The following is a 12,066-nucleotide window of genomic DNA, read 5'->3' as shown; positions in this document are numbered from 1 at the left end:
ACCGCCTCCGTTATTTTCTTTGGCGACCGAACATCCTGATCGGACTTCCTTCGAAGCCAAAGGCGTCTCGAATTCGATTTTCTAAAAATCTTTGATATGAAAAATGAAGAAGTTCTGGATCATTCACAAAAACAATGAACGTTGGCGGTTTAACGGCAACTTGAGTTGTATAATACACTTTCAAACGAGCACCATTATGTGTTGGTGTTGGATTCATAGCAATCGCATCCATTAGCACCTCATTCAAGGTATTCGTTTGAACTCTTAATGCGTGACTTTCACTGACTTGATCAATGATTGGCATGACCGTATGAATCCGTTTTTTCGTCAATGCAGATAAATAAACGATTGGTGCATAGTCCATGAATAAAAAGTGTGCCCGGATACTTTCTTCGAATTCCTTCATGGTCTTTTCATTTTTTTCAATCGCATCCCATTTATTGACAACGATAATTATACCACGGCCCGCTTCATGAGCATATCCAGCGATTTTCTTATCCTGCTCACGAATTCCTTCTTCCGCGTTTAAGACTACAAGAACAACATCAGAACGTTCAATCGCTCGTAAAGCTCTTAGTACACTATATTTCTCTGTACTTTCATATACTTTCCCTTTTTTCCGCATACCTGCCGTATCAATGATGACATATTCTTTGCCATCAAATTTATAAGGGGAGTCAATTGCATCTCTTGTTGTTCCTTCAATATCGCTGACAATCACTCGGTCCTCACCTAATAGGGCGTTTACAAGTGATGATTTTCCGACATTTGGACGTCCAATCAAACTGAACTTAATGACACCTTCATCATAATCACTGCCATCGAATTGCGGGAAATGCTTAGCAACTTCATCAAGCAAATCACCAAGCCCTAGACCGTGTGATCCAGAGATCGGATATGGTTCCCCAAAACCAAGTGAGTAAAAATCATAAATTTGACTTCTCATTTCAGGATTGTCCACTTTGTTCACGGCTAAAACGACAGGTTTTTTTGATTTATAAAGGATTTTCGCTACTTCCTCATCTGCAGAAGTAACTCCTTCACGTCCATTTGTCATAAAAATAATGACATCTGCTTCATCAATAGCGATTTCAGCTTGTTGACGGATTTGTTCGAGGAATGGCTCATCTCCGATATCAATTCCACCTGTATCAATGATATTAAAATCATATGTCAGCCATTCTCCTGAACTATATATTCTATCTCTCGTAACACCAGGAACATCTTCTACAATCGAAACTCTCTCTCCGACAATTCGATTGAAGATGGTTGATTTCCCAACGTTCGGGCGGCCAACTATGGCAACTACCGGTTTTGGCATGTTGTTTGTCATCCTCTCTTTTAACATGTATCGCTTCCATCATTACATTCATGAATGCATTCCATTTATCCCGCATTAACGGGCAGTGAGACCCACTGATCGAAGTTTCACTTTACCGTATTAAACCCTGACTTTTTTAGATAATCAAATATATTTTAATGAAAAGAGTCCACAAACTTTCATAAAATATTGACAGGTTCCTTAAAGAAGACAACCTTCTTAGCATACGCTCTAATTGTTCTTCATTCGTTATCTGCAAAGCTTTCAGCAGCCTTCACTAACTATCATATAGTATCAAATTTTTCAACAATCAACAATATAGAAAAACTATAACCATAGCTCAACTACAATAATCTATACAATTGAATCCGTTTTAGCAAGCCAAATAGATGCTCAGAAATGGCCAAGTTTCTTGTTCAGAGGAAACTAAGCACCGGAGCTAATCACTGAAATGTGTAGGACAAACACTAATTGAAAGCCGAGTTTTATAAGAAGGCCGACACTTAAGTACGTCAGTTAAATACACTTCTTTTTTGCAATTTATCCGTCATTTTCCTGAGCATCTTGAGCAATCTCTATAATTGTTTTTGTCCTGTCTGAAATTTACTTTGCATATAGTTCATTGCAAAAACGCTTAACCATTCAAGACCTGACCAAAAAAGACTTGCACTGACTGAAATGGTCATCATATCAAGCAATATGTAAGATACAGCGGTATAAGGAAGTGAATTGTGTACCATCGTAATCATATAAATTCCATCACCTAAAATCATGCCGACAAGAATGCTACTTATTCGCTGTTTCCAGCTTTTATATAAAAATAATGTTAAAAAATGAAGCAAAAGCGCAGCTAACCATGTAGGATTGACAAAGACCCAAAGCGGATCGAGCAGTGCAAATAACTGAAAAGAAGCATAACCTAATGCAATTATCAAACAAGAAAGCATGAAATAGGCAAACTGATACAATGAAAGTCTACGATGATAGATGAGAACGACAAATAATAAATAAATTCCAGCGAACCCAATTGAGTACCTTCCGATATGAAGAATATATCCGGCAATTCCCATTACGGCTAATAGGTGAACTAATAATGGAAAACGAAAGACCTGTGTCTTTGAAAAAAAGAACATGACAACGACCCACGCAATCCAAGTAATCCAATAAAAAAGTAACCCTTCCATCTTTAACACTCCTCTTAATAGCGCGTGTTCAAAAAGGAGGATAAAAAGAGCCGAGAAGTTCGAGGAGTGCATCTCGAGAGACCGGTACGTATACAGTAATACGTGAGGACCGGAGAGACAAAGCTTTGAAGCAATTCGACAACTATTTTTACCGGACTTTTTGAACAACCTCTTATAAAACAGTATGCCTGCTTTAATCAGAGGTTAAACCTTGGCATCACTCGTTTTTCATAATTCATACGGATTCTGTGAATAAATAAAGGGACCTTTAGTTAGGTTAAAAGAAGGAGGTGTTAATTATGGGAAAAGATCGACAAGAGAAAAAATTAAAGATGAGCCATAGAGTGGAGTCAGACCGTGATCAGTCTCTTAAATATTCTGGTGCAACGAAGATGGAAGGACCTGAAGAGGCGAGAAGAAGAAATAAACAGTAAAATATAATTAGAAATTACCTTTTTGGTAAAATAACGAATCTTTTCTAAAAAATGAGTCCGACCTCACACTCTATACACCGTTTATTATATCGTATAAACGAATATAGTAGGTCTGGGGTCTGACTCATTCATAATATGACAGGCTTATCTTTATTTTAATTTTTTAAATGCATCCCCAAGAATTTCACCTAATTGAAACCCTTTTGACTCTTCAGGCAATTCATATTCCCCATAATGTGAAGAGTCTTGCTCCTGCAAATCTTTAACGCTTAAGGACAAACGTTGATCCTCTTCATTCACCTCAAGCACCTTCACCGTAACAGGTTGGCCTTCCTGCAAAACTTCGTGAGGCGTGCCAATGTGCTTATGCGAGATTTGCGAAATATGCACGAGACCCTCTACTCCAGGGAAAATTTCAACAAACGCTCCAAATGAAACGAGACGCTTAACTGTCCCTTCTAGCACCGATCCTTTTGCAGCTTTTTTTGCAATACCTTCCCAAGGTCCAGGTAGTGTTTCTTTAATGGATAAAGAGATTCTTTCATTATCACGATCAATGGAAAGAACTTTCACTTTTACTTGATCACCTTCTGAGACGATATCAGCTGCTTTTTCAACATGATCATGAGACAGCTGCGAGATATGAACAAGACCGTCTACACCGCCGATATCTACGAATGCTCCGAAATCTGTCAGTCTTTGAACGATTCCTTCAATCACTTGTCCGCTTTCGATTTTATCAAGAATATTTGTTTTGTGTTTTTTCTTTTCATCTTGAACGACCGCTCGATGTGATAGAATTAAACGATTTTTCTCTTTGTCAAGCTCAACGATTTTAAATGTTAATGATTTGTTTTTATAATCTGAGAAATCTTCTACAAAATAGTCTTCAACTAGAGAGGCAGGAACAAATCCTCTTACTCCCAAATCAACGACAAGACCGCCTTTCACGACGTCCCGAACTTCCGCTTCAAATACTTCCTGAGTCTCGAACATCCGTTCAAGTTGATCCCAAGCCTTTAAAGCATCTATTTTTCTTTTTGATAGAATAAGAGCTTCTTCCTCTACCTTGATTACTTCAAGTTCAAGTATATCGCCTTGTGCTACTGCGTCAGATGCTTTTTCGATGTGTAAGCTTGATAATTCACTTATGGGGATAATGCCATCGGCTTTCACGTTTTCCACAGCTACAATGACTTGTTTTTCCTCTACCTTGGAAACCGTTGCATTCACCTTGTCTCCCACTACGTAATTGTTTACTTCAATTTGGTTCATGTCTTCTGTCATTACGAACTCCTCCTTAACCCATGACTGCACTGCAGAATTTCTATTCCAGGCTTTTTCCTGATCTAAGAATATGTTAGCTTGCCTGTCTAAGAGTAAATAAAGATTTTATATTAATTCATAATTCGGAATTAATCCCCTATTTATATAAACTCTAATAAAAACGATAAATTGTCAAGCAAGATGAATTATTTATGCTCATTAATCAAAGTTTGAATTTCATTCATGATAGCCCTCGTTGCGACATCTGCTGAAACCTTCTCTTCGCGCAATTTTTCAAAATCCATCGGTTTTCCAAAGACAATTTTTACAGGTCTAAACATTTTATATGGACCAATAATTGCACATGGAAGAACTGTTGCTTTTGATCGGAGAGCGAAAAATCCTGCTCCCGCTAATCCCTCACCTAATTGACCATCCTTACTTCGTGTTCCTTCTGGAAAAAGCCCTAATACTTGCCCATCTTTAAGTATCGCTAGTCCTTTTCGTAGTGCTTCCCTGTCACTCAATCCACGTTTTACTGGAAATGCATGAACTTTAGGTAATACGCCCTTCAAAATAGGAATCTGAAACAATTCTTCTTTAGCCATAAAGTGAATGTCTCTTTTCGTTGCAATTCCAACCATCGGTGGATCTAGGTTGTTAATATGGTTGGTACAGATTAGTACGCCACCCCCTCCCGGGATATTTTCCTTTCCTATCGCTTTAGCCCTATAGAATGGCAATAGAACAATTTTTACAACGTTTTTTGCAAATGTGTAAAAATTCAAATTCATCTTATCCTTTCTTCTATGAGCGAAATAATTTTCTTTGCTACCTGTTCGATCGACATGGAGGTAGTATCTAGTTCTAAGGCATCTTTCGCCTTTCTTAATGGTGATACTTCTCGTTCCGAGTCCAGCTTATCACGTAAAGCAATCTCTTCTTTTAATTTCTCTATATCTGCTGAAAATCCTTTTTGTGAATTTTCCTGGTATCTACGGTTTGCACGCTCTTCTACTGAAGCAATTAAGAACACTTTTACTTCCGCATCTGGAAGGACATGTGTGCCGATATCCCGTCCATCCATGACAACACCGCCGCCTTTTGCTAGCTGTTGCTGTCTTGTGACCATTTCTTCTCGAATCGAACGATGTTTAGATACTTCAGAGACAGCAGCTGTCACTTCGTTATTCCTTATTTGTGCTGTGACATTTTCACCATCAAGAAACACAAGTTGTCCATGTTCACTTGGCATTAATTCGATTTTCGTTTGTGTCAGCAAAGAAAAAAGTTCTTGTTCTTCTGTCGGATTGATTCGTTCACTAAAAGCTTTATATGTTAATGCACGGTACATTGCACCCGTATCCACATAAATGTACTTAAAATTTTCTGCCACTATTTTTGCCACGGTACTCTTCCCCGCTGCTGCAGGTCCATCGATGGCAACAGATATTTTTTTTATCATAAATCCTCCTAAAATCCTATCTAACGCTATAATATCTTATCCTCTTTATTTTATCACATTCACTTAAGGAAACAGAAATACTTTTGCCTAACAAATAAGAATTCATCTTCTTAGGTAACATACTATTAAGAGGTTGTTCAAACGTTTTTAGCTCATTCATGTATAATAGCGGTGCCATACATAAAAAACTAAATGAGCTTTTTAAACCTCTAAGAGGATGTTCAAAAGCCCGGTAAAAAAGCTTGCGAATTGCATCAAAGCTCTGTCTCTCTGGTCCTCGCGTATTGTTGCATACATGCAGGTCTCTCGAGATGCGCTCCTCGAACTTCTCGGCTCTTTTTAAACACGCACTCTAAGGTTACTTCAACAAAAAAAAAGCGAAAAAACCCGCTTTCTTTTAGTCTTGCAAATCATCAAACGTTTCAATGACTTTCGTATAATTATTGCTATTGACCCCTTCATACCGAGCAAGTTTTTTAAATTGAACAAAAGTGTCTTCACGATTCAAAAAAAGTTGACAGGCAAGTAAGAAAATCAATTGAATCCAAATCAATTTAATAATAAATCGTTCTACTGTTTTCAAAATTGTTCAAATCCTCCATCCGCGATCAAGCCTTTCTAACAGTATGGAGTAATGATATGTTATTCATTCAATTTCTTTACGAAATAATGATATATAATACTTGTTAACTAAACCATATGTTTAGCATGAGAAGTCTAACATTTTTAGATAATTCCCCGCTTCTTTAACTCCAGTTGTTTTTCAAAAATAAAACGCATGAATAATTTAGTATCGGTATCCGTTGCATCAATAAATTGAATCGAAAGGATATTTTTTCCTTTCTGTTCATCATTTAAGCGAGTGATTCTTCCCTTCATGCTTAGATAATGAATTTCTCCTGACTTCAAGGGCAAAACGAGCCATAATTTTACGTTGGTAGCTTCTTTTATATCTACATTTTTCGGTAGCCTTATCGCTACTCCACCGGCACTTATATCTTCCGTAATGGTTTTAAAAGGTAAAAATTCATTTTTTTGTGGATGGACAGCTGCATCCACTGAGACCTCCAGTCTTACATATTGTCGTCTCTGAATTCGAATGAAAGTATTCTCCGGAGGTAATAATAATTGAATCATTGGAATTCTTACTCTAATCCTACCTAGCACCTCAGATTCAAAAATATGAACAGCTTGATCTGAATCAGTAATTGTAATCTCCAATTGCATACCATCTGGCAAAAACGCAATCTTCCCGGTCTCAACATTCACCGGATAATCAATAAATAAACCGCCATCCTCTATCTCTACTACCATTGCTTTATACACTTCTTCAGTCATAGAAAACCTTGACTTTATTAATATAGCGTCCCCGATATTAATCATCATTTCACACTTCCCTATAATAACTTGTTCAACATGAGGCTTTCTTTCTCTATTTCCATTATTATTACATGAAAACAAAAAAAGGAAAAGCACATACGTACTCTTCCTTTTTTTATATGAATAATATGCTACAAAAACGATCCATGTGTTTGTATGAACCAAAATGTGAGGGAGACTCCTCTATCGTATACGAGTTATTTAGATCATTCCCCATACAAAATATCACGTCATAATGCTAAATTCGTTTCTTACAATAGATTTTCATACACCGGCTCAGAATTTTTCAATTTTTCCACTTTTTCTTCTCTGCCCGAATTAGCATTGATAAAAATCCGATACGTATCTTGATTAATGGTTCCTAAAAATTCATAACAAAGCACTTCTTGATCAAGATCATTGACTATTAACGCTTTTCTTTCCTCCATAATGGTTACTTTCTGATTAATTTTTGTTTTTGCTTCTTCAACAGATAGTGCGGCTTTGGGAATATCACGTTTTTTATGTGATTGAAAGAAGTCATCAGCTGAAAAACCAAGCACTGATCCATCATCAAGTGCAATCTTAATTTTCACTGAATCAGGATAGATTCTTATACCATCCTGTAAAGTAACGAAATTAAATAATCCTACATGATCATATTGAGCACTTTCAAACAAATCCAGTGATTCAAAATCATTTTCTTTTAGAAATTGAACCGCTTTTTGACTCGCTTTATTTAAATCCAATTTACTGTTCTGAATATCACGGTTGTTAATATACCAGACTGGATATCCGCCTTTTTTAGTTATATCCATATCTACTTCGGTATTAGTACCTGTTTCAAGGAGACTTATACTATAGAATTCATATTTCGCACCTTTTCCATTTTCTTCAACTCTTACCTCGATCGGCTCTTTCATTTTTGCATATTTTTTCGCCTTTTGAACCGCCTCTTTTTTCGAAATAATCTCACCTTTTAAGTTTTGATAGTTTTTATTTTCTTGCTTATTACTCGTATAAGTGGGATCTCCTGTTTGGGATTCAGAGTAACCCGACACTGTTTTTTCAACCGTTTCGAAACCATCAATAATCGTGTTGTCCGTATTCTCTTTCCCTGACGCTAAAGCCATTTCAACGTCCATCCAACGAAGATTATTCTTAATAACAAGATGTTGAACCTTTCTTAGTTCCTTTTGAATTTCTCCAGCTTGGCCGTAAAGTGTTTCAAGTCTAGTGTATTCCTTATCATTAAGCGGTTCTTTTTCCAAATCTCTAACAGCAGTTCGATAGCTAAAATCACCGATATCTGACAAGAACTCTTCGGTTTTATTAAATGGAAGTAATGTCAATGGAAGTTGACCTACATCATTTTGTGCTTCAGATGTGATTCTCCAAACATCTGTAAGGGCAGGACTAAGAGATGTCCGTGAATTCATTGCTAATGTATTACCAATCTTATCTTGCAAAATATCTACCTGATACGATAAATCATGAAATGCACGTTGATACGTATTTTCAGCATTAATCAAGATTGCGTTTTTTTCCTTATGTTCTTGGTAGCCCCAAAATCCAGTACCTGCTACAGCTAATACTAATACACCAATCACTACGTTTCTAATCAATTCGTTTCACCTCTCAATGACAGAAAATATGTTTGCCGATTTGTTTAATTTGGGGTCTTGTCCAAATCCATTTACTTGTTGCTGTTTGTGGGTTAAAGTAATACTCAGCATTTCCACTTGGGTCCCAACCATTGATTGCGTCAATAACTGCTTCTTTTGCTCTTTCATTGGGAGTCAACCAAATTTGGCCATCCGCTACAGCCGTAAACGCTCCAGGTTCAAAAATAACCCCGGATATTGTATTTGGAAACGAAGGACTATCCAGACGATTTAAGATTACAGCAGCAACTGCAACCTGCCCTATATAAGGTTCACCTCTAGATTCACCGTACACTGCATTCGCTATTAATTGGATATCATTCTGTGAATATCCAGCTGGAAGATTCGAAGCAGTATTCGTTTTTTGATTGCTTTTGGTAGCTTGTTTCGTACTAGTATTCGTTTTCCCCACCGTGTTCGTATTCTTCTTATTTGTATTCGGTTTAATTTGCTTTTCAATATCTACGCCACCATAATACGTAAACTCGTTGCCTTTTTGAATTTGTTCATGGACAAATTTCGCATTAAAATTCGATGCATCTGCAAGCTTTTTTTTCGTTGTAAAACCAGCTAAACCATCAATAGGTAGCCCAAAGCTTTGTTGGAAATTTCGCAAAGCCCAATACGTTCCCCACCCATATACCCCGTCGATTTTCCCATGATAATAGCCGATATTTTGCAATCGAGCTTGAAGCTCAATGACATCGTCTCCGACCGCACCTTTTTGGATAACTTGGCTCGTAAAGGCCGAAGCATCATAGTCAGAAAATGCTAAGCAACAAACAGCTAAAACTGTCGCTATTACCCCTTTCCATTTTGACGAAATTCCTTTCATCAACTACACACCCTCTTTTTCTTATGATGTAATGTATACCTATTTTCTTCTTAAGGGCCGTTTTTATTCCAAGATAAGTAGAAAAAACCTTAATAGCAAAAAGAGGAAAACCAAATGGTCTCCCTCTTTACTCTCTTTTAAATGATTTGAGCTGAAAAATCGATATTAGGATTGCCTATTAGAGGTTGTTCAAAAAGTCCGGTAAAAATAGCTTTCGAATTTCTCGGCTCTTTTTATCCTCCTTTTGAACACACACTATTATTTAAAAACTTGTTGAATCATGAAATTGAGATAGACGTCGTGCAGTTTTTACTTTTTTCAAAGCTAACCACCAAAGAAAAATCATAAATGGCAAAATCAAATAAACCCAAAATCGATCTATTAAGAGAATGAAGTCATACAATCCATGAAGAAACACCGATATTCCTAGAGATAAGAACAAGAATAGTTTTTTATGTGTGTTGGAGAATTTGGCTTTACCCAAATAGTACCCCATGATTACACCGAATAATGCATGACTAGACACAGGAAGTATCGCTCTTCCTAATGCATGTTCAACTCCATTCGCAATTAAATATAAAATATTCTCCATCGTCGCAAACCCTAGTGAAACAGAAACACCATAAACAATTCCATCGTACGGTTCATCAAATACAGCGAACGGATAAATAATATACAGAAGAAAAAACCACTTCATGAATTCCTCCAGCAGTGCAGCTTTTAGAAATGCTTCGCCAAATTGGGATGTAAAGACATTTTCCGTTTGCATCACGTATTGGAGAAACATAATCGGAAGCACTAGAGAAACGCCATATAAAAACGTCTTAAACACGGCTGAAACCGGTTCAGAGTCATATTGATCTTTCAAATAAAAGTAACTCAGCAATGCTAAACCAGGTGCAATGCCTGCAGTTAAAATGACCAGCATGGCTGACCCCTTTTCTTATCTTTTATTTAATCGTATCATGGAATGAGGAAAAAGAAAATGACAGCTTAATTTCTGTGATTGGCTTTTTTAATGAACCTGGAGGTGACGAATTATGAAAAAAAATGTGTTAATTATTCATACAGGTGGGACGATTTCTATGATGGAGGATTCGGCTGGCGCCGTAAAATTAGCCAATGAAAACCCAATTAAAATAACGTCTGAGACGATTCATGATATGGCGAATTTAATCATCAAAGAGCCTTTTAACTTGCCTTCGCCACATATCACTGCTACCGAAATGCTTTCAATTAAGAAGCTAATAGAGGAATCAATCCAAGATGCGCCAATCGACGGAGTTGTGATCACCCACGGTACAGACACTCTTGAAGAAACAGCCTATTTTCTGGACTTGACGATACAGACGAATATCCCTATCGTTGTCACAGGTGCTATGCGCTCAAGCAATGAAATCGGCTCTGATGGATTATACAACTTCATTTCATCCATTAAGGTTGCAATCTGTGATCAAGCGGTTGGAAAAGGCGTCCTCATCGTCTTAAATGATGAAATTCATACAGCCGCTAACGCTACCAAAACGCATACTAGCAATGTTTCCACTTTTCAAAGTCCACAATACGGTCCAATAGGGATCGTGACCAAGCGTGCTGTTTTTTTCCATCATCATCCTGAGCATCAAGAAAAGTATCCGATGGAAACCGTTTCAAAACGAGTAACCTTGCTTAAAGCACACGCTGGAATGGACTCTACCTTATTTTATGCATTAAAGGAGATGAATATTGATGGTTTAGTCATTGAAGCTCTAGGCCAAGGTAATATGCCTCCCGAAACGATGAAAGGAATCGAGGCCCTATTAGCGGCAAATATTCCTGTTGTGATCGTCTCCCGCTGCTTTAATGGAATCGTACAAGATGTGTATGGATATAACGGAGGTGGGAAGCAGTTGAAGGATATGGGGATCATTTTCTCAAACGGTCTCAACGGTCAGAAAGCACGGATCAAATTATTGATTGCCCTACATAACACGGAATCTCAAATAGAAATCCAGCGAATGTTTTCTCTGTAAATTTAAATGGATGACTCGTTTCAAAGTAAAATAACCATAGATTAAAACAATAATTCGGAAAACCAAAGGGATAAAAGTGCAAAAGGAATTTGTAAAATAAAAACTAAACATAGAAACCACATAAATTTTTTCATCGTTATTAATTTCTCTTTGAACAAGTATGTAAGAGTAAAAAAAAGAATATGGATAGATGACAAGTATCGATGTAATGATACCTGGAACATAGTTTTTTATAATAATGAATTGATTGAAGTGACTTACACCGTTGGCTAAAAAGAGACCTGGTACTAAAATTGAAAAGAAAGTAAGAGGCTCCATCCCTAAGAATACTTTCTTCTTTAAAGCTTGATAGCATCCAATTACTGATATGATCCATAATAGTAAAAAGGCAAATGTAAACTGCCTTGTTGTTAGACGGAAAGAATTCGTATCGGAATGATTAAAAAGGAATGTCTCTACAGTCAAAATTTCTTCCAAATCGTGAATGAAATAAAAGAGCAGACATAGCAACATTAATCGATTTAAT

The 12,066-nt window shown here is 37.0% G+C and carries 13 protein-coding genes; 2 read left to right on the top strand and 11 right to left on the bottom strand.

Going from position 1 to position 12,066, the window contains the following annotated elements:
- Positions 1-10: 10 nt before the first annotated feature.
- A complete protein-coding gene (gene der / locus ACIQZI_RS06120) occupies positions 11-1,321 on the bottom strand; it encodes a ribosome biogenesis GTPase Der (RefSeq protein ID WP_062178582.1) in 1,311 nt (436 codons plus the stop codon).
- A 575-nt stretch (positions 1,322-1,896) separates the two neighbouring features.
- Entirely contained in the window at positions 1,897-2,505 is a 609-nt protein-coding gene (locus ACIQZI_RS06115; RefSeq protein ID WP_403070568.1) for a YphA family membrane protein, read from the bottom strand.
- 299 nt (positions 2,506-2,804) lie between these two features.
- On the opposite strand from ACIQZI_RS06115, the gene ACIQZI_RS06110 reads away from it, so the two are divergent.
- The gene (locus tag ACIQZI_RS06110; protein WP_403070565.1) at positions 2,805-2,939 is read left to right on the top strand and encodes a YpzI family protein; all 135 of its coding nucleotides are present in this window, start codon (positions 2,805-2,807) and stop codon (positions 2,937-2,939) included.
- Positions 2,940-3,089: 150 nt separating this feature from the next.
- Here the strand turns inward: ACIQZI_RS06110 and rpsA are convergent, their stop codons facing one another.
- The 8 genes from rpsA to prsW all read right to left on the bottom strand — a co-directional run bounded on the left by rpsA (position 3,090) and on the right by prsW (position 10,456).
- The gene (gene rpsA, locus ACIQZI_RS06105) at positions 3,090-4,226 is read right to left on the bottom strand and encodes a 30S ribosomal protein S1 (protein ID WP_403070562.1); all 1,137 of its coding nucleotides are present in this window, start codon (positions 4,224-4,226) and stop codon (positions 3,090-3,092) included.
- A 185-nt stretch (positions 4,227-4,411) separates the two neighbouring features.
- Entirely contained in the window at positions 4,412-4,993 is a 582-nt protein-coding gene (locus tag ACIQZI_RS06100; RefSeq protein WP_403072090.1) for a lysophospholipid acyltransferase family protein, read from the bottom strand.
- A 2-nt stretch (positions 4,994-4,995) separates the two neighbouring features.
- The gene (gene cmk, locus ACIQZI_RS06095; protein ID WP_403070559.1) at positions 4,996-5,670 is read right to left on the bottom strand and encodes a (d)CMP kinase; all 675 of its coding nucleotides are present in this window, start codon (positions 5,668-5,670) and stop codon (positions 4,996-4,998) included.
- A gap of 397 nt (positions 5,671-6,067) precedes the next feature.
- A complete protein-coding gene (locus ACIQZI_RS06090) occupies positions 6,068-6,253 on the bottom strand; it encodes a YpfB family protein (RefSeq protein ID WP_403070556.1) in 186 nt (61 codons plus the stop codon).
- 143 nt (positions 6,254-6,396) lie between these two features.
- On the bottom strand, positions 6,397-7,056 hold the full coding sequence (locus ACIQZI_RS06085; protein WP_403070553.1) for a flagellar brake protein: 660 nt from the start codon (positions 7,054-7,056) through the stop codon (positions 6,397-6,399).
- A 245-nt stretch (positions 7,057-7,301) separates the two neighbouring features.
- Entirely contained in the window at positions 7,302-8,654 is a 1,353-nt protein-coding gene (gene ypeB / locus ACIQZI_RS06080; RefSeq protein ID WP_403070550.1) for a germination protein YpeB, read from the bottom strand.
- A 13-nt stretch (positions 8,655-8,667) separates the two neighbouring features.
- Complete coding sequence (sleB, locus tag ACIQZI_RS06075) at positions 8,668-9,528, bottom strand: spore cortex-lytic enzyme (protein ID WP_403072087.1); 861 nt, start codon at positions 9,526-9,528, stop codon at positions 8,668-8,670.
- 262 nt (positions 9,529-9,790) lie between these two features.
- Positions 9,791-10,456, bottom strand: a complete 666-nt coding sequence (gene prsW, locus ACIQZI_RS06070) for a glutamic-type intramembrane protease PrsW (protein WP_062178561.1) — start codon at positions 10,454-10,456, stop codon at positions 9,791-9,793.
- Between the two features lie 112 nt (positions 10,457-10,568).
- On the opposite strand from prsW, the gene ACIQZI_RS06065 reads away from it, so the two are divergent.
- A complete protein-coding gene (locus ACIQZI_RS06065; RefSeq protein WP_062178558.1) occupies positions 10,569-11,540 on the top strand; it encodes an asparaginase in 972 nt (323 codons plus the stop codon).
- On the opposite strand, the gene ACIQZI_RS06060 is transcribed toward ACIQZI_RS06065, so the two are convergent.
- Positions 11,490-12,053, bottom strand: coding sequence for an HXXEE domain-containing protein (locus ACIQZI_RS06060; RefSeq protein WP_403072084.1), 564 nt, complete (start codon positions 12,051-12,053; stop codon positions 11,490-11,492). The genes ACIQZI_RS06065 and ACIQZI_RS06060 overlap by 51 nt on opposite strands.
- Between the last annotated feature and the right edge of the window lie 13 nt (positions 12,054-12,066).

The sequence above is a fragment of the Peribacillus sp. NPDC096379 genome (assembly GCF_044762875.1).
Taxonomy (GTDB): domain Bacteria; phylum Bacillota; class Bacilli; order Bacillales; family DSM-1321; genus Peribacillus.
The sequence above is the reverse complement of the archived record's forward strand: the minus strand, read 5'-3'. Positions and strand labels throughout refer to the sequence as shown.

Excerpts from the sequence above, each read along its gene's own strand:
- der (WP_062178582.1), bottom strand. The coding sequence starts at position 1,321 with ATGCCAAAACCGGTAGTTGCCATAGTTGGCCGCCCGAACGTTGGGAAA.
- ACIQZI_RS06115 (WP_403070568.1), bottom strand. The coding sequence starts at position 2,505 with ATGGAAGGGTTACTTTTTTATTGGATTACTTGGATTGCGTGGGTCGTT.
- ACIQZI_RS06110 (WP_403070565.1), top strand. The coding sequence starts at position 2,805 with ATGGGAAAAGATCGACAAGAGAAAAAATTAAAGATGAGCCATAGAGTG.
- rpsA (WP_403070562.1), bottom strand. The coding sequence starts at position 4,226 with ATGACAGAAGACATGAACCAAATTGAAGTAAACAATTACGTAGTGGGA.
- cmk (WP_403070559.1), bottom strand. The coding sequence starts at position 5,670 with ATGATAAAAAAAATATCTGTTGCCATCGATGGACCTGCAGCAGCGGGG.
- ACIQZI_RS06085 (WP_403070553.1), bottom strand. The coding sequence starts at position 7,056 with ATGATGATTAATATCGGGGACGCTATATTAATAAAGTCAAGGTTTTCT.
- sleB (WP_403072087.1), bottom strand. The coding sequence starts at position 9,528 with ATGAAAGGAATTTCGTCAAAATGGAAAGGGGTAATAGCGACAGTTTTA.
- prsW (WP_062178561.1), bottom strand. The coding sequence starts at position 10,456 with ATGCTGGTCATTTTAACTGCAGGCATTGCACCTGGTTTAGCATTGCTG.
- ACIQZI_RS06065 (WP_062178558.1), top strand. The coding sequence starts at position 10,569 with ATGAAAAAAAATGTGTTAATTATTCATACAGGTGGGACGATTTCTATG.
- ACIQZI_RS06060 (WP_403072084.1), bottom strand. The coding sequence starts at position 12,053 with ATGTTGCTATGTCTGCTCTTTTATTTCATTCACGATTTGGAAGAAATT.